Origin of the sequence: Pseudomonas sp. (genome assembly GCF_040514055.1) — a bacterium.
GTDB lineage: Bacteria > Pseudomonadota > Gammaproteobacteria > Pseudomonadales > Pseudomonadaceae > Aquipseudomonas.
This window is the reverse complement of sequence record NZ_JBEVDL010000083.1, coordinates 135,661-156,252: the sequence shown is the minus strand read 5'-3', so window position 1 is coordinate 156,252 and position 20,592 is coordinate 135,661. Positions and strand designations below refer to the sequence as shown.

The 20,592-nt window shown below is 61.4% G+C and carries 16 protein-coding genes; all 16 read right to left on the bottom strand.

The genetic code is table 11. From position 1 onward, the window contains the following. Window positions 1-197: 197 nt before the first annotated feature. The 16 genes from ABWY06_RS23135 to ABWY06_RS23060 all read right to left on the bottom strand — a co-directional run bounded on the left by ABWY06_RS23135 (window position 198) and on the right by ABWY06_RS23060 (window position 20,181). On the bottom strand, window positions 198-674 hold the full coding sequence (locus tag ABWY06_RS23135) for a hypothetical protein (RefSeq protein WP_353927937.1): 477 nt from the start codon (window positions 672-674) through the stop codon (window positions 198-200). Between the two features lie 185 nt (window positions 675-859). Next, window positions 860-2,248, bottom strand: a complete 1,389-nt coding sequence (locus tag ABWY06_RS23130; RefSeq protein ID WP_353927936.1) for a hypothetical protein — start codon at window positions 2,246-2,248, stop codon at window positions 860-862. 56 nt (window positions 2,249-2,304) lie between these two features. Continuing rightward, window positions 2,305-2,592, bottom strand: a complete 288-nt coding sequence (locus tag ABWY06_RS23125; protein WP_353927935.1) for a hypothetical protein — start codon at window positions 2,590-2,592, stop codon at window positions 2,305-2,307. Continuing rightward, on the bottom strand, window positions 2,586-3,203 hold the full coding sequence (locus tag ABWY06_RS23120; protein ID WP_353927934.1) for a hypothetical protein: 618 nt from the start codon (window positions 3,201-3,203) through the stop codon (window positions 2,586-2,588). The genes ABWY06_RS23125 and ABWY06_RS23120 overlap by 7 nt, the downstream gene beginning before the upstream one ends. A 31-nt stretch (window positions 3,204-3,234) precedes the next feature. Beyond that, a complete protein-coding gene (locus ABWY06_RS23115) occupies window positions 3,235-3,585 on the bottom strand; it encodes a hypothetical protein (RefSeq protein ID WP_353927933.1) in 351 nt (116 codons plus the stop codon). Window positions 3,586-3,728: 143 nt separating this feature from the next. After that, window positions 3,729-5,201: a hypothetical protein gene (locus ABWY06_RS23110; protein WP_353927932.1), complete on the bottom strand. Its 1,473-nt coding sequence runs from the start codon at window positions 5,199-5,201 to the stop codon at window positions 3,729-3,731. A gap of 15 nt (window positions 5,202-5,216) precedes the next feature. Continuing rightward, a complete protein-coding gene (locus ABWY06_RS23105; protein WP_353927931.1) occupies window positions 5,217-6,524 on the bottom strand; it encodes a hypothetical protein in 1,308 nt (435 codons plus the stop codon). 125 nt (window positions 6,525-6,649) lie between these two features. After that, window positions 6,650-7,987, bottom strand: a complete 1,338-nt coding sequence (locus ABWY06_RS23100; protein WP_353927930.1) for a hypothetical protein — start codon at window positions 7,985-7,987, stop codon at window positions 6,650-6,652. Window positions 7,988-8,076: 89 nt separating this feature from the next. Further along, window positions 8,077-9,498: a hypothetical protein gene (locus tag ABWY06_RS23095; protein ID WP_353927929.1), complete on the bottom strand. Its 1,422-nt coding sequence runs from the start codon at window positions 9,496-9,498 to the stop codon at window positions 8,077-8,079. Window positions 9,499-9,610: 112 nt separating this feature from the next. Further along, window positions 9,611-10,876 carry a hypothetical protein gene (locus ABWY06_RS23090; protein ID WP_353927928.1) on the bottom strand — a complete coding sequence of 422 codons (1,266 nt, stop codon included), beginning with the start codon at window positions 10,874-10,876 and terminating at the stop codon, window positions 9,611-9,613. Between the two features lie 126 nt (window positions 10,877-11,002). After that, entirely contained in the window at window positions 11,003-12,286 is a 1,284-nt protein-coding gene (locus tag ABWY06_RS23085; protein ID WP_353927927.1) for a hypothetical protein, read from the bottom strand. Between the two features lie 120 nt (window positions 12,287-12,406). Continuing rightward, window positions 12,407-13,696, bottom strand: coding sequence for a hypothetical protein (locus ABWY06_RS23080; RefSeq protein ID WP_353927926.1), 1,290 nt, complete (start codon window positions 13,694-13,696; stop codon window positions 12,407-12,409). A 107-nt stretch (window positions 13,697-13,803) separates the two neighbouring features. Continuing rightward, complete coding sequence (locus ABWY06_RS23075) at window positions 13,804-15,093, bottom strand: hypothetical protein (RefSeq protein WP_353927925.1); 1,290 nt, start codon at window positions 15,091-15,093, stop codon at window positions 13,804-13,806. A 107-nt stretch (window positions 15,094-15,200) separates the two neighbouring features. Continuing rightward, entirely contained in the window at window positions 15,201-16,532 is a 1,332-nt protein-coding gene (locus tag ABWY06_RS23070) for a hypothetical protein (protein WP_353927924.1), read from the bottom strand. 134 nt (window positions 16,533-16,666) lie between these two features. Beyond that, complete coding sequence (locus tag ABWY06_RS23065) at window positions 16,667-18,052, bottom strand: hypothetical protein (RefSeq protein WP_353927923.1); 1,386 nt, start codon at window positions 18,050-18,052, stop codon at window positions 16,667-16,669. Between the two features lie 761 nt (window positions 18,053-18,813). Continuing rightward, the gene (locus ABWY06_RS23060) at window positions 18,814-20,181 is read right to left on the bottom strand and encodes a hypothetical protein (RefSeq protein ID WP_353927922.1); all 1,368 of its coding nucleotides are present in this window, start codon (window positions 20,179-20,181) and stop codon (window positions 18,814-18,816) included. Window positions 20,182-20,592: the final 411 nt, after the last annotated feature.

The following is a 20,592-nucleotide window of genomic DNA, read 5'->3' as shown; positions in this document are numbered from 1 at the left end:
TTGGAACCTATAAGCCAACCAAGGCTCTGATCCTTCGGACTTACTCCATAGCAGTTTTTTAGGGTGCCTTTTCAGGCGCCCTTTCTTTTGCCTTTTTTTCGGCCCTCGTCAGGTCCAGCGAGTCTGCCTGTAGGGCGGTCTCGGCGCGCCGTGCAGCGCCAACCCGCCGCTTTACCCAAGGCTGTTAGATGAAAAACTCACGCATCCTTGACCCTTAGCACAATCCGCCCCGGCATCGGCGTTTCCACCGTAAAGGGCCGCACCTGCAGCCTCGCGGCAATCCCCAGGTTTTCCAGGGCGGCGGCCGTGTCCACACCCTGGACGTGACGCGGCGCCAGGCGGGCGTCCAATTCGGTTGGGGTGAACCCCAGGTATTCGACCCGCGAGGTGCCCGCCAGCGTATCCGCCATCTGCTGGAAACTGGCGGCATGGGGCAGGCTGATGGAAACAGGCCCCGGGTTTGACGCCGTCGGGGGCGGCACCGGACTGACGATGCGGTAGAGGATGATCGCTGCGCTGAGCACCATGGCCAACGCGCTCGGAGCGGTCCAACCTTCGCTGATGACCAGCGAGCCCGGGCGCAGCCAATTGGCGACGACGTAGATCAGCAAGAGCCCGGCGCCGGGCACCCCCAGCGCGGTGAAGGCCCGCAGGGCCGTATTGTCGATAAGCATATGCACTCCATCCTTGGTGTGATTGCCGATGTAACCGACGACGCGGGTGATAGCCTCGCCGGGTGTGTCTCTACCCTAGAACCTTCAGGCCGACTTTTCCAAAGAAGCGCTACGCGGGCCTCGCTGCTGGCAGGCGATCTCGTCCATCCGCGGGCGGCGACCTCACCACCTGCCATCCTGTGGCCTCAGTTGCGTTGAATCGAGCGCAGGTACTTGTGGTTGTAACTGCCACCGTAATTGGACAGCACACCGTTGAGATTGCCATTGACGAAGTTGCGCAGCATAAACCCGGTGACCGGCAGCCCCCGGTATACATGCCCCTCCAGCGAACGCAGCGAATGCACTTCATTGTCGAAATCCAGTTGCGTCCAGCCGTTGTCGTAGCTGGCGACCAGCGACTCGGCAACGGGTGAGGTCAACAGGGTGGAGCCATTGAACGCCAGGACCGTGGCTTCCCGGCACAGCATGGGCCACTTTAGGTCAGGCCCCGGATTGGGTCGCGGGTCGACCACAGGAACGCCTTCGCGGTCGTTCAGTGGAAAATTCACCCCGATGCCTTGGTAGACGGCCTCGCACGCACCACCCTCGCCGAAGATACTACTGAACGGGCCCCGTGGCTTTGGCCCTTGCCGTCCGACGGGTACGTAGTGGTGTTTGGTGGGAAAGGTCACCACCCAACTGGTCTGCGACAGGGTGGTGGGCTCCAGCACCACCTGGTTAAGCAGCGAAACGCGCATCAGCACCGCAGATACCGCATCTATCCCCTCGGCCCAGGTGCTGGTCAGGCTTTCCCCCTGGAACGTCACCTGGCTGATCGGTGGATTAGCCGCGCCCAAGTCGGGCAGCCTGTCGCCCGTCCAAAGGTTGATTTGGGAAAAATCGTCCAGCACCACAGGCTCATAGCTGTACTCGCTGCCCTGGCCCACGTTGATCAGCGACGCGCTACCGGCCAGCCCACCGCTGGGCGGGGCCAGGGCCCGGCTACCGGTCAGTCGCGGTATGGGCTCGCCCGTCAGGCGACAGGGTGCCTGCAGGCCTTGCACCGTCACCTGTAGCGCCAGGAGCGGGTCGTCGATTACCCCCAGCTCGATCACTTCGATATACCCCTCGCGGGTCCGGTCCGGCGAGCTACCGTCGCCGTCCTGACCGGAGTCATCGAATCCGCTGCTATGGGCGCCGCCCCCGATGAACAGGTTGGTCAACGCCATCCCACCCGCGGCGATCACCGGTCGGGTACAGGAGGCATCGCCGCTATAGAGTTTGGCGCCGTCGGCGGTGGCGGTGATACCGGCGACCCACTCGTCCCGGGGCCCCAGGAACAGGGTCAGGCTGCTGACCTCGCGACCGTTGCGGCTTTCCCGCAGGCGCACCGAGAGCACCTTAGGCTGATCGGTCTGATTGAGCACCGACAGGTGCGTGTCGTTGCCGCCACGCACGCTGTAATAGGGGTAGATCAACACCTGCCCCAGGCCGTCCGCGGCCAAGCTGACGGCCTGGGCGGGCAGCGCGGCCAGACCCACGCCCAGCAATGCCAACACTTTGAGCGCTGTGCCGTTTCTAGCTTTAAGTATCATCGATAACCTCCTTGTGATGTGGCCGGGTGTGGCCGGTGCGACCCCGGCAATAGGACTTAAGGAATCTGGATAACCTTGGTGTAGTTATGATTGAAGTTGCCGCCGAAGTTGGACAGCAGGCCACCGACGTTGCCGTTGACGAAGTCGTGCACCATAAAGCCCACCATCGGCACCCCCCGGTAGACATGGCCCTCAAGCGACACCAGCTTGTTCGGCACCTGTTCGTCGGGCAGGTCGCCAAAGACGTCGTCAGGCCTGATCTGCATCCAGCCATTGGCGAGGCGGGTCGGCAAATTGGCGCTGAATGCCGAGCGCAGCACATTGGAACCGTTGAACGTCAGCACCGGATGGACGTGGCGAGCAAGGGCGAGTCCGGTGCCAGCGCGCCCTCAGGCTCCCCTTCCCGTCCCCAAAGCGGCGCGCCGGATGGCGTAAACTTGTATTCACAGACGCCGCCACTGGACATGGTCCGTCCAAACGGATTGGGCCTGCCAGTGGAACCGTAGTAGTACATCCGGGTGGGCATCGACACCACCCGATCAGTTCCCGACTGCGTAATGGGCTCCAACACGAAATCGTTGCGCAACGAGGCATGCATCAGAACTGCAGATACGGCGTCTACTCCAAACGGCCAAGTGCTGCTAACGGCTTTACCTTCGTGAAATACCAAGCTGGTTTTCGGCGTTGCCATATTTAAGTCAGCCGTTTGGAGCATCGAACCACGGGGTACGAGGTTTTGATCGGAAAAATTATCCAGCACCACCGGCGCATAGCCGAATTCGGTACCCTGCACCACATTGATCAGCGTCGCCGAACCCGACAGCCCACCACTGGGCGGTGCCAATGCAAATGCGCCGGCACTTGGACTCATCAACACCATTGTCGTTTCGCACTTAGCCTCTCCATCTACAACGGTCAGGTCCTGAGCGATGCCTGGGTGGGTCACCACCCCCATTTCAATTACTTCGAAACTGCCCTCACGCGTCTCATCCCGGTCTCCCGTGTAGCCAGGGGGCCAGCATTTTGTGCTCAAAAACTCCACACCGGCCGATGGCAAAGATGGCTCGGTACAGCTGCCATCGGCCGGTGGGGGTGATGGCCGCGGTCCATTGGTCATGGGCGGCGAGAAACACTTTGAAAGCCTGGGTTTCTTCGCCGTACTCGCCCTCACGAAAGCGGACCGTCAAGACTTTTGGCTTATCGGTGCTGTTGAGCAAGGAGAAGCCGGTATCGTAGCCACCGCGCACCCTGTAGTAGGGGAAGATCAGCACCTGACCCTGGCCACCCTGGCTGAGGCTCACGGCCTGGGACGGCACGCTAACCAGCAGGCCGGTCAAGGTCGCCTAAGCAAGGCTGGCGCGCATCAGACACAGGTGATGGAAACACTGTGACATGGGTAAGCATATGGTTACTCAAGGGTGAGGCCGGCCTGTTGGCCGGCTCCCGAATTTCTCGTCTGTTACCGGACCAGGGCCCGCGCTCAAGGCGTCGTGATATCCGTCTGGTACTTATGGGCAAAACTGCCGCCGTAATTGGACAGCACCCCGTTGACATTGCCGTTGATAAAGTCGCGAACCATAAAGCCGTTCACTGGCAAGCCGCGGTAAACATGGCCTTCGAGGGACTCCATCGCCTCGCCGTTGAGTCCGAGGTCGAGCCGGCCGAAACCATTGCTGCCAGCAGCGCCATCCTTCACGCCCACCGCTTCGCCATGGGCCGAGGCCAGCAGCTGCGAGCCGTTGAAGGTCAGCACGGAGGTTTCGCCACACAACAGGGTCTGAGGCTCTAGGAACACTTCTGGCGTGAGCGCTTCTCCCTCGCGTCCCACAAGCTGCACATCGCCGTAGGAGAATTGACAGGCTCCCTGGTTTGAAAATGCGCCGGCGAACGGCGGAAGAGCCTTTGCGGTACTACCGGCCACCGGCACGTAATAGTGTTTGGTGGGCATATTCACCAGCCAATCGGTTCCGGAAAGGGTGGTCGTTTCCAGGACGAACTCGTTAGTCAGGCTGGATCGCATCAACACCGCTGACACGGCGTCCTCGCCCCGTGTCCAGGTACTGGTGATCAAACGACCGCGGTCGAATAGCCGACTGATCTTCGGGGTCGCCGAGCTCAGCTGCGCCCGACTGGCCGGCCACAGGTTCTGGTCGGAAAAATCGTCGAGCACCAACGGCTCATAGCTGTATTCGCTGCCCCCGGCGACATTGACCAGCGTGCCCGAACCACTTAGCCCGCCACTGGGCGCGGCCAAGGCATTGGCGCCCGCCGAGGGCCCTCGATCCAGCTCGACGGCATTGCATGGCTGGAGTCCATTGAATCCATACGGGAACAAACCTTGTTGGTCGGCGAATGCCGAAGTCACCTCGCCTAATTCGATCACCTCGATAAAACCTTCGCGGACCCGGTCGAGACTGGTATCGCCGCCGTCATTGCCTTGCTGGACAAACCCGGGGGCCACCACCGCTCCGGTATAGTTCACGTTGCTCAGTGCCAGGCCTTCCGGTGGAATGCGCGGACTGGTGCAGGAGCGGTCGGTGGTGATCAGCTTGGCGCCTTCGGCGGTGGCGGTCACCCCCGCGGTCCACATTTCGAAAGGTGCCAAGAACAGCGTCAGGCTGCTGACGCTGCGGCCATTGCGGCTTTCGCGCAAACGAACCGACAGCGCCTTGGTGCGGTCGGTGTTATTGATCACTGACAGGTAGGAATCCGTACCGCCGCGCACGCTGTAGTAGGGGAAAATCAGCACCTGGCCCTGACCAGTTTGACTCAGGTTGACCGCTTGGGCCGGCGCGCTGGCCAGCAGGCCGGTGAAGGTCGCCACAGCTACGCAAGCGCGCAGTGAGTGGTTATGGAAATACTGTGGCATAGGTAGGCTCATGTTTGCTCGAGGCTGAAACCAGCCCGTTGGCCGGGTTCGAATTTCTTTGTCCATTGCACGGACGTTGTGCACGACGACGGAGCACCCTCAGGGTACATCGATCTCCGTGGTGTATTTGTGATCGAAGTTACCGCCGTAGTTGGACAGCAGCCCACCAACATTGCCATTGACGAAGTCATGTACCATAAAACCAGTCAAAGGCAGCCCCCGGTAAATATGGCCTTCACGGGACACCAACTGGCCCTCGAAACTGAGCTCTGCCCAGCCATTGACCACGCTGGTCTCCAGATTTTCGCTATGGGCAGACGCCAGCAGCTTGGAATTGTTGAACGTAAGCACCGAGACGTCCCCACACAGCGTTGACGTGGCAGGTAGGCTAGTGCCGAACTGAGTCTCAAGGCTATCGGAGCGGGCTTCGCGGTCCCAGTAGCGCAAATTATTGGGCGCAAGCTGGTACTGGCACTGCGCGGAGGCGAAGGGCGCCCGGTAGACATTTTTGCCGAGATTGTAAAAATCTCTGGTGGGCAGCGTCACGACCCAATCTGTACCCGACAAAGTTGTCGATTCCAGCACGAACTCGTTGATCATCGAGGCATGCATCAGTACCGCCGAGACGGCGTTGGAACCTAAATTCCAGGTACTGGTGACCACTCGCCCTCTATGCAGTATCTGGCTGACAGCGGGTTTAGCGTGGTCCAGTGAGCCGCCGTAGGCCACAAATTCGTCGGAAAAATTCTCCAAGGCTACGGGCTGATAGCTGTACTGCGTACCGTTGGCAACGTTGATCAGCGTGGCGGTACCCGACAGTGCCCCGGTAGGCATACCCAGTGTTACAAAACTTGGTGTTGCTTCCCAAGTGCAAGATCGAGCGCCACCGGTTTGGCGGATAGCAGCGAGGATGACTGGATCCTGGATTCGCCCCATCTCGATGACCTCGAAGAAGCCTTCGCGGGTGGCGTCCATCGGCGCCCTTTCAGGACGCTCTATAACGAAGGGCAGCCCGCCCTGCGGAACACGTGGATGGGTGCAAGTCTGGTCGAAGGATATTAGCTTCGCTCCTTCGGCGGTAGCAGTGACACCTCCCGTCCATTGGTCGTGGGCGTCTAAATACAAAGTAACCAACCGCACCTCATCGACTTTGTCCATCACGTTATAGATCGATGAAGCCGAGCGGAACCGTAACATGACCACGGTCGGGATATCGCTGCCGTTGAGCACGGACAGGTAAGAGTCAGTGCCGCCACGCACCGTGTAATAGGGGTAGATCAACACCTGGCCCTGTCCGTTCTGGCTCAAGCTCACCGCCTGTGCCGACGCGCTGGTTAGCAGGCCGGTGAAGGTCGCCAATGCGCTGAAGGCGCTCGCCAAGGGGTTTTTCTGTAAATAATTCAGCATGGCCAGCCTCAGTACGACGGGGACGTTGACGGTGGGTCAAGCGACCGTTCGAGTAGGTGTTTCAAAAGCGCGTTGCACCATCCGCCAACCGCCCCAACTGAAGTGGGGCCACCGGGAACGGCGCATCAGGGCGCCTCGATCAGCGTGGTATATTTGTGCTGGAAGTTGCCGCCGTAATTGGAGAGCAGCCCGTTTACATTGCCATTGACGAAGTTGTGCATCATAAAGCCGGTCACCGGCAGGCCGTAGTAAAGGTGACCTTCCCGGGAAACCAGTTCGCTGTTGTTGTCGAACATCAGCTCGCCCCAACCGTTGGTGAAGACAAACGAACGATCGGTTAAATGCTGATACCTGTCGTAGTCGAACGGCAACACATTGGTAGTGCCCCAGCACAGGCGATGAGCCAAGGGCGCAGTCGCGATCGCGGCATCGCGGCTGCGGGTAATTTCGCGCGCCGCTTGGCATAGGCGGCCAGCGCCCGAATCCAGGGTAAAGGGAGCCCTTGCCGAGTCGGGCGCACTGGAAACATAAAAATGCCGGGTGGGGAGTGTTACCACCCAGTCGGTTCGCGATTGCGTGGACGGCTCCAGCACGATCTCGTTGACCAGGCTGATGTGCATCAATAACGCTGAAATCGCGTCTTCGCCTTGGTCCCAGGTGCTGCGCACCGCTTTGCCATTGGCCAGCACCAGGCTGGTTCTGGGGTTCACCGAGCTCAGGTTGGGTAAATCGGTGCTGAAGGAAAAATCCTTAGGCCATAAGTTGATGCTCGAGAAATCTTCAAGCACCACTGGCTCGATATTGTACTCGGTGCCCGCCATCACATTGATCAGGGTCGCCCCGCCGGTCAAACCGCCGCTGGGAGGTAACAGCGCCCTGACACCTTGTTGCGGCCCCATATCACGGTTCAGGAGCGAGACATCGCACCGTCGCGCACTCCCCTGCGCCCCACTGCCACTGAGCGTGGCAAGCACGGTCGGATCGCTGACCACGCCCATCTCGATCACCTCGATATAGCCCGAGCGCGTGCGTGACTCCTCGCGCTCACCGTCCCCTGAGATCGCCTCAAGACGACGATCGAACTCCAACCCCTGGTCCGGCACCGTTGGAAGGGTACAGGAGGGATCGGCCGATATGAGCTTGGCGACATCTTCCGTCGCGGTGACCGCACCCACCCACTGGTCATGGGCCGCGAGGAACAGGCTGAAGGTCAATACCGCGTCCGCCTGCCGGGCCTCGCGAAAACGCACCAGCACGGCCTTGGCCTGGTCGGTGCGATTGACGATCGACAGGTTGGTATCGTTGCCCTCGTGGACGCTGTAATAGGGAAAGATCAGTACCTGACCCTGGCCGGTCTGACTGAGATTGACTGCCTGGGCCGGCGCGCTGGCCAGCAGGCCGGCAAGGGTCGCCAGGGCAGCACAGGTGCCAGCAAAGGGCGGGGGCAGAGAAGATTTCGACATGGATATGCTCGGGATTACGGTTCGAGGCCGTCAACACGGCCGGAGAGCGACATCCGGCGCCGTCTGAGCGGACGCCGCAGGGGGGACCATCAGGGCGTTTCAACCACCGTGGTGTATTTGTGATCGAAATTGCCGCCATAGTTGGACAGCAACCCACCAACATTGCCATTGGCGAAATTGTGCACCATAAAACCGGTGACCGGCAGGCCGCGGTAAACATGGCCTTCGAGCGAGGTGAGCTGCTGGTGGGGTTCGCGGAAGCGCTGCTCGCCCCAGCCATTCATCTGTTCGGGATGCCAACCTACATCACCCGTATTTTCGGTCCGCGCGAGTGAGCCGAGTACGCTTGTTCCGAAGCTCACTACTGAGCTCTCCCAGCAATAGAGCGGGTTGTAGGGCGGGCGGGTGGCAAAATCCACATCGCCACCGCCTGCCTCCCGCCCCTCTCGGTCCCAGGGATTGAGCCGGTCAGTATCGTGCACCCAGTTGCAGGCCTGCCCGTTGAAACCGCTGGCGAAAGGCTTGAACGGTTGCAACGGCATTATCGGGACATCGTCGATAACCGGCACATAGTAGTGTTTGGTCGGCATGGTCACCACCCAATCGGTGCCCGACTGAGTGCTCCGTTCCAGCACGTAGTCATTGGACAGGCTGGCGTGGGTCAACACGGCCGAGACCGCGTCCTCGCCCTTGGACCAGGTGCTGGTAATGGCCCGCCCCTTGTTCAGCGTCAGGCTGATCTTCGGTGTCGCCGCGCGCAAATCCGGCCCCTCAACCGTCCACAGATTGACGTTGGAGAACCCGTCCAATACCACGGGCTGGTAACTGTATTCGGTGCCGCCCGCCACGTTGATCAAAGTCCCGCTGCCGAGCAAACCGCCGCTGGGGGACGACAGGGACCGGGCACCGGCTTGCGGGCCCATGTCGGCGCTCAGTAGCGCCGGGCTGCAGGCGGCTGAGCCCCTTTCGCCGCCAAGCGTCGCCAGGGTCGCCGCATGGCTGAGCACGCCCAACTCGATGACTTCGATATACCCTTCACGGGTGCGGTCCAGCTCGGTGCCGGCGCCATCGCCGCCCGTTGACATCAGCCCTGGGGTGATCGTTGTCGAGGCGAAACGCGCGTTGCTCAGCGGCGCACCGCCGGCGGGAATGGCCGGGCTGGTGCAGGACGGGTCGCCGGTGAACAGCTTGGCGCCGTCGGCAGTCGCGGTGACACCCGCGCTCCATTGGTCATGGGCGGCCAGGAACACTTTGACGGCCAGCACCTCACGACCGTTCCTCGCTTCCCGCAGGCGCACCTGCACCACCTTGGCCTGGTCGGTGCGGTTGACCACCGACAGGTAGCTGTCGTGGCCGCCACGCACCGTGTAATAGGGGTAGATCAGGACCTGGCCTTGACCGTTCGAACTCAGGTTAACCGCCTGGGCCGGCGCACTGGCCAGCAGAGCGGTCAAGCTCACCAGCGTGGTGCAGGCGCTGGCCAGGTTTTTTTTCTGGAAAAAATTCAGCATGAGTAGGCTCATTTCCATTGGGCTGATAAGACCGGCCAATTGACCGAGGCGGACAGGTGCTACAACGGCCGGTTGCCCAGGCCCCAGAGACGGGACTGGCAGGCGCATCGCCTCAGGGCGCGTCGATCACCGTGGTGTATTTATGCGCGAAGTTGCCGCCGTAGTTGGACAACAGCCCACCCACATTACCGTTGACGAAGTCGTGCACCATAAAACCGATGACCGGCAGGCCCTTATAGCGATGGCCTTCGCGGGACACCAACGCCCCCTGGAACTTGAACTCGGCCCAGCCGTTGTCCGGGCTGACACCCAGGTTTTCGCTGTGGGCCGAGGCCAGCAGGTTGGCGTTATTGAATGTCAGCACCGAGACGTTATTGCACAGCGCGGCTGGCGCAACGAGCGGGGACTCCACGGGTAGATTAAATTTACTCGCCCGGCCTTCGCGGTCCCTGACCGTTGCATCGCCGACAAACTCAAATTGGCACCTGCCCGCGGCAAAGGGGGGGGCAACAGACGGGTAATCAACGTTGGTGGGCATGGTCACCACCCAATCGGTACCCGACAACGTCGTGGGTTCCAACACAAACTCATTGCTCATCGAGGCATGCATCAGTACCGCCGAGATCGCGTCAATGCCGCGCTCCCAGGTACTGGTGACCACGCGTCCCTTGTCCAGCACCTGACTGGTGTGGTCCGAGTGGGCCAAAGTGACGCCTGTCCATAGTATGTCGGAAGGTTGAGAGAAATGTTCCAGGGCCACCGGCTCATAGCCGTACTGGGCGCCGCCGGCGACATTGATTAGCGTGGCAGTGCCGGACAGTATACCTGTCGGCGAATCGAGAGCAGCGAAGAAGCCGGGGGTGGGCCGCAGATTGCAGGAGGGCGACCCGGCGGCCTGACTCATGCCGGCAATGATCGCCGGATCCTTGATCTCGCCGATTTCGAAGACTTCGAGGTAGCCCTCGCGGACGATATCCATCGAATAGTCGGGCGGGAGATTAAGCCCCAACAGCAACCCGCCGTGGGGAATGCTTGGCTCAGTGCAAGAGCGGTCGGAGGAGATCAGCTTCGCCCCGCCGACGGTGGCGGTGATACCTCCGGTCCATTGATCGTGCGGCGCCAGATACAAGTCAAAACTGGAGGCCCGCACACTATCGATACTGGTCCAGAACCGCACCGTGACCAAGGTTGGCACATCGCTGCTGTTGAGCAGCGACAGATAGGTATCGTGGCCACCGCGCACTGTGTAATAGGGAAAAATCAGCACCTGGCCCTGGCCCGTTTGACTCATGTTGACGGCCTGGGCAGGCACGCTGGTCGAGGTCGCCAATGCGGCGCATGCACTGGCCAAGAAGTTTTTCTGGAAAAGATTTGGCATGAGCTCGCTCACGTCCTTTGGCTGCAGAAAACCAGCCAACGAACTCAAGGTGACGATGGGTAACGCCTGGAGCCTCGACGCCAGCAATATCAAACGCAGTGTTCGCTGGCGCCAAGCGGACGGCTGTCAGGGTGTCTTGATGTCAGTCGTGTAGGTGTGGTTGAAATTGCCACCGTAGTTGGACAACAAGCCGCCAACATTGCCGTTGACAAAGTCGTGCACCATAAAGCCGATCAAAGGCAGCCCTTTATAACGATGCCCTTCAAGGGACACTAATTCACCCTCGAACTTGAACTCGCCCCAGCCGTTGTCCAGATTGACAGCCAGGTTTTCGCTGTGGGCCGAGGCCAGCAGGTTGGCGTTATTGAACGTCAGCACCGAGACGTCATTGCACATCACCGGTGCCACGTCCGCAGGGGTACCTGTTGAAACATCGTCATCGTTCGGCCGACCTTCGCGGTCCCTGAAAACCACAGTATCGGCGAACTGATATTGGCATTTGTCGGCGGCAAATGGCGGCTCGAAAACGCCATAACTCTGCTGGTGCCAGCCTTTGGTGGGCATGTTCACCACCCAATCGGTACCTGACTGGGTGGTGGGTTCCAAGACGAACTCGTTGGTCAGCGAGGCATGCATCAGCACCGCCGACACCGCGGCGCTGCCGCGCTCCCAGGCACTGGTGATCACCCGTCCCTTGTCCAGCACCTGGCTGACCGCCGGTTGCGCATCGTCCAGCGTGCCGAACAGCCACAAGGGCTCGGAGGTGAAGTCTTCAAGGACTGCCGGTTCATAGCTGTACTGGGTGCCGCCGGCAACATTGATCAGGGTGGCGGTGCCGGACAGGGCGTCGGTCGGCGGGCCAAAGAACGCCAAGCCCGGGGTGGGTTCCAGATTGCAGGACGGCGCCCCACCGGTCTGACTGATGGCGGCAATAATCGCCGGGTTTACGATCTCGCCATGTTCGAAGACCTGAATGGACCCCTCGCGGACGACATCCATCACATCCTCGTTCGGACGATTGAGCTCAAGGGGCAATCCGCCCTGGGGAATGCTCGGTTCGGTGCAGGATCGATCCGAGGAAATCAACTTGGCCCCGTCGGCCGTAGCGGTGACGCCCCCGGTCCATTGGTCGTGGGCGGCCAGGTACAGGTCGAGCTTCAAGGTCAGCACACTGTCGGTGCTGGCGCGAAAGTGCACCGTGACCAGGATTGGAACGTCGCTGCTGTTGAGCAACGACAGGTAAGTGTCGCTGCCGCCACGCACCGTGTAATAGGGGTAGAGCAGGACCTGGCCCTGGCCATCCTGGCTCAGGCTCACGGCCTGGGACGGCGCGCTGACCAACAGGCCAGTCAAGGTTGCCAATGCAGCGCAGGCGCTGGCCAGGGGGCTCTTCCGGAAGAAATTCGACATGGGCAAGCTCATTTCCATTGGGCTGATCGGACCGGCCAACTGACCGGGTCGGGCAAATTTGCAGCGGCCGATTGCGCAGTCACCGGTCGGCCCTGAGGCGGGACCGGCCGGGGCACTGCGTCAGGGCGCTTCGATGACTGTGGTGTATTTATGCTCGAAGTTACCGCCGTAGTTGGACAGCAGCCCACCGACGTTGCCGTTGACGAAGTCGTGCACCATAAAGCCGGTGACCGGCAAGCCCTTGTAACGATGACCTTCCAGGGAGACTAACTGGCCTTCCAGCCCGAACTCGGCCCAGCCATTGTCCAGGGTGGTCTGCAGGTTCTCGCCGTGGATCGAGCCCAGCAGGTTGGAGTTATTGAAGGTCAGCACCGAGACGTCATTGCACAGCATCGGCGTTGACGGTGGAGGCGTCATCACGATCTCCGCATCGTTCGATTGCCCTTCGCGGCTCCAGTAGGGCAAATCGTAGGGGTGCATCTGATACTGGCATTTACCAGCGGCGAAGGGCGTCTGGGAAACAAACTTGTCATTCCGGTACCACGCCTGGGTGGGCATGCTCACGACCCAATCGGTGCCCGACAAGGTGGTGGGTTCCAGGACGAATTCGTTGATGATCGAGGCATGCATCAGCAGCGCCGAAACCGCGTCACTGCCGACGCCCCAGGTACTGGTGATCACGCGCCCCTTGTCCAACACCTGGCTGGTAGCGGGGCTAGCGTCGGCCAGCGTCACGTCTTGCGACAGCCAGAGGTCACTGAACTGGTCGAGCACCACCGGTTCGTAGCTGTACTGGGTGCCGGCGGCGACGTTGATCAGCGTGGCCGTACCTGACAATGCGCCGGAGGGCGGGCCGAGTATTTCGCTGCCCGGGGTGACCGTCCAGGTGCAGGAACGCTTGTCCGTGATCGTGGGGGGTTGAAGAGCGTCGATGATGGCTGGGTTCTTGACCTCCCCCAGTTCGAACACTTCGAACGACCCCTCGCGCGTGATATCCATCGCCGCCTCGCTTGAGCCTGCGCCAGCCAAAGGCAGCCCGGCCGCCGGGATGCTTGGCTGAGCGCAGGACTTGTCTGCCGAAATCAACTTCGCGCCGCCAGCCGTGGCGGTGACGCCCCCGGTCCATTGATCGCGGGCAGCCAGCCAAAGGACGAATTCGTAAACCTTGGCGCTGTCGGCACTGGCACGAAACCGCACCAAGGCCTTGATGGGCGCATTGCTGCCGTTAAGCAGGGAAAGGTAGGTATCGGTGCCGCCGCGCACGGTGAAATAGGGGTACAGCAACACCTGCCCTTGGGCATCCTGACTCAGGCTCACCGCCTGGGAGGGCACGCTGGCCAACAGGCCGGTCAAGGTCGCTAACGCCGCACAGGCGCCAGCCAAGGGGGTTTTCAGCAAAGACTTCATCATGGGTACACCCTGGAATTTCGGTTCGAGGCCGTCAGAGCGGCCGCAGGTTAATCTATGGTGCCGCCCAAGGGCGCCCGCGCCAGAGCGGAGGCCTCGGGACCGAACCATCAGGGCGTTTCGATCACCGTGGTGTATTTATGCTCGAAGTTGCCGCCGTAGTTGGACAGCAGCCCGCCGACATTGCCGTTGACGAAGTCGTGCACCATAAAACCGGTCACCGGCAAGCCGTGGTAGATATGGTTTTCGAGGGAGACCAATTTGCCCTCCAACGCGAACTCGGCCCAGCCGTTGTCCAGGTTGGTTTCAAGGTTCTCGCCGTGGATGGAGCCCAGCAAATTGGAGTTATTGAACGTCAGCACCGAGACGTCGTTGCAGATCATCGGCGTTGCCGGTGGAGGCGTCATCCAGATCTCCACATCGTCAGATATCCCTTCACGGCTCCAATAAGGCAGATCGTAGGGGTGCATCTGATACTGGCATTTACCGGCGGCGAAGGGCGTCTGCCACAGGAACGGGTCATTCCGGTACCGCTCCTGGGTGGGCATGCTCACCACCCAATCGGTGCCCGACAAGGTAGTGGGTTCCAGGACGAATTCGTTGATCAGCGAGGTATGCATCAGCACCGCCGAGACCGCATCGGTACCATTGTCCCAAGTACTGGTGACCACGCGCCCCTTGTCCAACACCTGGCTGGTAGGAGGGTTAGCGTCGGCCAGCGTGGCGCCTGCCCACAGAGTGCGGTCGCTGAACTGATCGAGCACCACCGGCTCGTAGCTGTACTGGGTACCGGCGGCGACATTGATCAGCGTGGCGGTGCCGGACAACGCGCCGGTGGGCGGGCCGAGCGCTTCGCTGCCAGGGGTAACCGTCCAGGTGCAGGAGCGCTTGTCTGTGATCGTGGGCGGCTGCAAGGCGTCGATGATGGCTTGGTACTTGACTTCCCCCAGTTCGAAGACCTCGAACGAACCCTCGCGTGTGATATCCATCGCGGCCTCGCTTGAACCCTCGCTCGCGAAAGCCAGTCCGGCTGCGGGGATGCTGGGCTTGGCACAGGACTGGTCGGATGAAATCAGCTTCGCCCCGCCGGCCGTGGCGGTCACCCCCCCGGTCCATTGGTCACGGGCAGCCAGCCACAGCAAAAACTCGTAAACCTTGGCGCTGTCGGCACTGGCACGAAACCGAACCAAGGCCAGGATTGGCTTATTGCTGCCGTTGAGCAGGGACAGGTAGGTATCGGTGCCGCCGCGCACGGTGAAATAGGGGTACAGCAACACCTGCCCTTGGGCATCCTGGCTCAGGCTCACGGCCTGGGAAGGTGCGCTGGCCAGCAGGCCGGTCAGGGTCGCTAACGCCGCACAGGCGCCAGCCAAGGGGGTTTTCAGCAAAGACTTCATCATGGGTACACCCTGGAATTTCGGTTCGAGGCCGTCAGAGCGGCCGCAGGTTAATCTATGGTGCCACCCAAGGGCGCCCGCGCCAGAGCGGACGCCTCGGGACCGAACCATCAGGGCGTTTCGATCACCGTGGTGTACTTATGCTCGAAGTTGCCGCCGTAGTTGGACAGCAAGCCGCCGACGTTGCCGTTGACGAAGTCGTGCACCATAAAACCGGTCACCGGCAGGCCCTGATAGACATGACCTTCCAGCGAAACCAGCCGTTGGGCATCCTGATCAAAGGCTATTTCCATCCACCCATTGACGAACCCGTTGCCCTGCCAGTCGTAATAGGCGTCCTGGTTAACGCTCTGGGTCGACCCCAAGACATTGGAGTTTTCGAAGGTCAGCACCGAGGTTTCCCCGCACAGCGCCGATTCCCAGGGCTGCCTAGCGCCGAAGTGGATCGGGATATAGCTGTTACCTTCCCGGTTCCACTGCAGCGCGCTTTCTGGATCGTAGTATTCACAGATGTCAGCGGTAAAAGAGGCTTTGCCGAACGGTGCGCTGAATGACGGAGCAGCGGGATTGTCCGTATTGACGTAGTAATGCTTGGTCGGCATGCCGACCACCCAATCGGTACCTGAGTTGGTGGTGGGTTCCAGCACGAAGTCATTGCGCAGGGACGCACGCATCAGCAAGGCCGAGACCGCGTCCTCACCCTTGGACCAGGTGCTGGTGATGGCCCGGCCCTTGTCCAGCACCTGGCTTACCTTGGGTGTCGCCGCACGTAGATCGGGGCCTTCCGCCGACCAGAGATTGGCCGTGGAGAACCCGTCCAGCACCACCGGCTCGTAACTGTACTCGGCACCGCCGCTGACGTTGATCAGGGTCGCGCTGCCTGTCAGGCCACCGCTCGGTGGCGCCAGTGCGGTGGCGCCAGCAGATGCGGCCATGTCGATGCCCTGCAGGTCGCAGGAAGCACCAGGAGTGACCTGCGCTGCGACGGCTGCGCTGGTTACCACACCGAGCTCGATGACTTCGAAACTGCCCTCGGACGCCAAACCACCGAACTCGCCGAATTCAACCCCGCTCGCCGGAATTTTTGGCCAGGTGCAGCTCTTGTCCGCCGTGATCAGCTTGCCCCCCCCACCGGTCGTGGTGATGGCCGCTGTCCACATGTCGTGTGGCGCCAGGTACAGCTTGAAGACAATGTTCCCGCGGCCGTTTTGCGCGTCCCGAAAACGCACCGACACCGCCTTGGGCTGATCTGTGCTATTGAGCACGGACACCCCGGTATCGTAGCCACCCTCTACCGTGTAGTAGGGGTAGAGCAGCACCTGGCCCAGGCCATCCTGGCTAATACTCACGGCCTGGGACGGCGCGCTGACCAGCAGGCCGGTCAGGGTCGCCAGTGCACTAACGGCAGTGGCCAGAGGGTTTCGCTGAATAAAATTTCGCATGGTTCGGCTCATTTCCATTGGGCTGTTGGAGGCCGGCAGACTGGCCGGACAACGGGCATTTCAGTATCCAGGCGGCACGTGATAGAAGCCCTGCGCCGCTGCAGAGCGGTCCGGACGGTGACAGCTTGGCGCGCTCAGGGTAGGTCGATAACAGTGGTGTATTTATGGTCGAAGTTGCCACCATAGTTGGACTGCAGGCCATTGACGTCGCCATTGACGAAGTTGTGCACCATAAAGCCCGTGACCGGCAGGCCTCGGTAGACATGGCCTTCCAGCGAGGTCAGTTTTTGATAGGGTTTGCCGAAGGCATAACGCGCCCAACCATTTTCCCAGCTGGGGTCGATACCGTCCTCCCCGAGCGATCCCAATATCCCGGGATCGGCGAAGCTCATCACTGTCGTTTCCCAGCAGAGCAATGGAAAAACGACCGGCCGCGGTTGCGGAAATCCTTCGCCATCGACATATTCGGCTTTGCCTTCACGGTTGACCGCCAGTATCCGTTTGTTGGTATCGACCAAGTCACAGGCACCGTACTGGGTAAAAGCAACCCCGAACGGAGGCTGCACCGGGGGGCGCACCCCCTCCGTGGCCACTGGCACGTAGTAGTGTTTGGTCGGCATGGTCACCACCCAATCGGTGCCTGAGTCCGTGGCTAATTCCCGCACGAAATCGTTAAGCAACGTGGCGTGGGTCAACACGGCCGAGACCGCATCCTCGCCTTTGGGCCAGGTGCTGCTGATGCTCCGGCCCTGATCCAGTACCAGGCTGACCTTGGGCGTCGCCGCGCGCAGGTCGGGCCCGTCGACCGACCAGAGATTGACGTTGGCGAACGCGTCGAGCACCACCGGTCGGTAACTGTACTGCATGCCGCCCGCTACATTGATCAGGGTGCCGCTGCCCAGCAAGCCGCCGCTGGGGGCCGAGAGGGCCTTGTTGCCGGCCTGTGCCCCCATATCCGCGCTCAATAGCACCTGGCTACAGGCTGATAAGTCGAGGGTAGCCAGCGTCGCCGGGTGGCTGAGAACGCCCAGTTCGATGACCTCGATATAGCCTTCACGGGTGCGATCCAGCTCGCGGCCAGCACCATCGCCGCCCTCCTGCACCAAACCGGGGGTGACCGTTGTCGAGGCGAAACGTGCGTTGCTCAGCGGCACACCGCCGGCGGGAATGGCCGGGCTGGTGCAGGACTGGTCGCCGGTGAACAACTTGGCGCCGTCGTCGGTCGCGGTGATGCCGGCGGTCCACTGGTCATGGGCACCCAGAAACACTTTGACGGCGTGCACCTCGCGGCCGTTGCGGCTTTCCCGCAGACGCACCTGCACGACCTTGGCCTGGTCAGTGCGGTTGACCACCGACACAAAGCTGTCGTGGCCGCCGCGCACCGTGTAATAGGGGTAGATCAACACCTGGCCGAGGCCATCGGTACTCACATTGACCGCCTGGGCCGGTAAGGAGATCGAAGCCACACCCAGCAACGCGAGGACCTTGAGGGTGGAAAGGCGGGTGAGCATAAAGGTCATGATCCTGCGTCCTGCTGGGCGGCCCGGCGCGGGTCGCATAATAATAGGTCGCTACACCGACCAGGCCGCCGCTGTGCAGGCTTGCCACGCAGGCGTACGGGCTACAGGTGGCCGCCTCGAATCGGGCGGGCGGTGTTTGTTCGGGGATGCATGGATGGCCTCACGCGGCACGTTCAACGAAACGCGCGGCGACCGACCAGGCAGGACTTTATCCCAGACCGCCCCGCGGCACGCAGCAGGCCGCAGAAGATCCTTGCGCACAGAGCTTAACGGCGCCATCAAGGGCGCGGGGGGGCGGGTATTGGCGGAAGATCGACATCGAGGCTCATATCCTTTTGGGCACTGTAAAACCCGCTCTAGGAGCACGGACTGCCGGCATGGCCGCCCCTGGGCTTTACTGACAATGAATAACGTCGAGCGTGACGGCGGTGCAGGTCCCGGGCGATCAGGGGTTACCTCGTCGGTAACCCGCAGTAGCATGAATGCGTTGGATCATGGCAAATCGCCTAAGACAAGACCAGCACAGTTACGGCTAATGATCGATAAATCAGACTTTTCGCACAGTATTTTTTACATTTTTTACAAGCGGCCTGCATCCAAGGCGGCAGGTTTCGCCACCATCGACAGTGAAACGGCCGCGCAATACGGGGATCAAGTGAGGCTGGCCTGAACGCCGCCGGAGCGGCGTTCAGGCCAGGATTGAATCGCTGTACGGGCACCTGGCCGCGTCGCCCGCGAGCGACGCGGCCAGGCAATCCGCATCAGGGGGTGGTGGTTTCGATCGCACGGACATAGCTGTGCTCGAAGGTGCCGCCATAACTGGACAGGCGCCCCTTGCCAAGGTCCTGCACGCGGAAGCCGGTCACCGGCAAGCCGTTATAGACATGGCCCTCAAGCGACACCAGTTGCTGACCGGGAGCGTTGAACAGGATCTCTGTCCAGCCGTTACTGAAGGGCACCCCTTGGCTGTAGGGTGTCTCCAGGTCATAACGGTTGGCCGACGCCAGTACGTTGGAGCCGTTGAAGGTCAGGACCGAGGACTCCCAGCAGAGCGCAGGAGGCAGTGGCCGGCCGGGGGTGGGTATTTGATAATCCGTTTCTCCGTCCCGGTTCCAGAACAATCCGTCGTCTGGGTATTGGTATTCGCAGGCCCCCTTGGCATTAAAGGCCGTGGTGAAAGGCGCCTGGGTGGGAAGTGGATTGGCGGCTGACTGGACGTAGTAATGCTTGGTGGGCATGTTCACCACCCAGTCGGTCCCCTTGCCTGTGCCAGGGTCCAGGTCGAATTCATTGCGCAGGGATTGGCTCATCAGTACCGCAGAAACGGCATCTTCGCCCTGGACCCAATGGCTGATGATCGGCCGTTGCTTGTCCAGCACCAGGCTGATGGCAGGGTTAGCCATGCGCAGGTCAGCGTCGTTATGGACCGACCACAGATTCATCTCGGAGAAGCCTTCCAGTACCACTGGCGCGTAGCCCAGCTCGGTGCCGCGGCTGACATTGGCCAGGGTGGCCGAACCTGACAGACCACCGCTGGGCGGCGCCAATGCCCGGTCACCGGCCTGGGCCGACATATCGCCGTGCAGCACCGGCGTGCACGCCGGTGCTGCCGCTCCGACGGGGGTGATGTCGGCGAGGACCGCGGCATTGGTCACCACGCCCAACTCGATGACCTCCAGGTAACCTTCGCGGTTACGTTCTTCGCTAACGCCGGCCCCATCGTCGGGAAACTGAAAGATCTTGGTGAGGTCCACGCCCTTCGCCGGGATTTTCGGCACTGTGCAGGTTTTATCCGCGCTGACCAGCCTGGCGCCCTTGGCCGTCGCGGTGAGGGTGCCCGTCCAGCTGTCGTGCGGCGCCAGATACACCTTGAAGTCAATCCCTGGACGGCCATTCTTGCTCTCACGCATACGTACCGACACGACCTTGCCCTGAGCACTGCCGTTGATCACCACGACAGAGGTGTCGTTACCGCCGCGCACCGTGTAGTAGGGGAAAATCAGTACCTGGCCTTCGCCGGTGGTGCTGAGGCTGACGGCCTGGGCCGGCACACTGGCCAGCAGGCCGGCGGAGGTGGCAAGCACGGCGCAGGCGCTGGCCAGGGCGTTTTTTCGGAAGAGATTTGGCATGGTGGGGCTCATTTCCTTTGGGCTTCAAATGACCCGCCGAGCGGGTCGGGTGGTGGAGTTAACAAGGCCGCACCCGATGACAAACGCGAGCCGCACCCGGCCGTCCCGCCAACAGACGGACCGGGAGCGGCCCTGCATCAGGGCGCTTCGATAACAACGGTGGAATCAGGCGTGAGGCGCGCGGAGCGAGGCTAGACGAGCGTCCGCAAGGCATTGCCCCGAGGCCAGCCAGGCCCAGGCGGGTCGAACAGGGGAATGGGGCCGGGAGTGAAGCCGGCGATGGTCAGCGCCAAGCCCTGGCTGTTCGGGCACCGGCCAACCGCTAGCCCGTGAAGGCACGCCAGGGAGGGGCTGAAGGGACGGGTTAGGCTGCGTCTAAATGCTGGTGTAAACATCCTGAGCTCACATCCT

Bases quoted from the DNA above. Each gene is read 5' to 3' on its own strand.
- ABWY06_RS23135 (WP_353927937.1), bottom strand. From the start codon at position 674: ATGCTTATCGACAATACGGCCCTGCGGGCCTTCACCGCGCTGGGGGTG.
- ABWY06_RS23060 (WP_353927922.1), bottom strand. From the start codon at position 20,181: ATGCCAAATCTCTTCCGAAAAAACGCCCTGGCCAGCGCCTGCGCCGTG.
- ABWY06_RS23095 (WP_353927929.1), bottom strand. From the start codon at position 9,498: ATGCTGAATTTTTTCCAGAAAAAAAACCTGGCCAGCGCCTGCACCACG.
- ABWY06_RS23085 (WP_353927927.1), bottom strand. From the start codon at position 12,286: ATGTCGAATTTCTTCCGGAAGAGCCCCCTGGCCAGCGCCTGCGCTGCA.
- ABWY06_RS23120 (WP_353927934.1), bottom strand. From the start codon at position 3,203: ATGGGGGTGGTGACCCACCCAGGCATCGCTCAGGACCTGACCGTTGTA.
- ABWY06_RS23075 (WP_353927925.1), bottom strand. From the start codon at position 15,093: ATGATGAAGTCTTTGCTGAAAACCCCCTTGGCTGGCGCCTGTGCGGCG.
- ABWY06_RS23090 (WP_353927928.1), bottom strand. From the start codon at position 10,876: ATGCCAAATCTTTTCCAGAAAAACTTCTTGGCCAGTGCATGCGCCGCA.
- ABWY06_RS23070 (WP_353927924.1), bottom strand. From the start codon at position 16,532: ATGCGAAATTTTATTCAGCGAAACCCTCTGGCCACTGCCGTTAGTGCA.
- ABWY06_RS23065 (WP_353927923.1), bottom strand. From the start codon at position 18,052: ATGACCTTTATGCTCACCCGCCTTTCCACCCTCAAGGTCCTCGCGTTG.
- ABWY06_RS23100 (WP_353927930.1), bottom strand. From the start codon at position 7,987: ATGTCGAAATCTTCTCTGCCCCCGCCCTTTGCTGGCACCTGTGCTGCC.
- ABWY06_RS23105 (WP_353927931.1), bottom strand. From the start codon at position 6,524: ATGCTGAATTATTTACAGAAAAACCCCTTGGCGAGCGCCTTCAGCGCA.
- ABWY06_RS23130 (WP_353927936.1), bottom strand. From the start codon at position 2,248: ATGATACTTAAAGCTAGAAACGGCACAGCGCTCAAAGTGTTGGCATTG.
- ABWY06_RS23080 (WP_353927926.1), bottom strand. From the start codon at position 13,696: ATGATGAAGTCTTTGCTGAAAACCCCCTTGGCTGGCGCCTGTGCGGCG.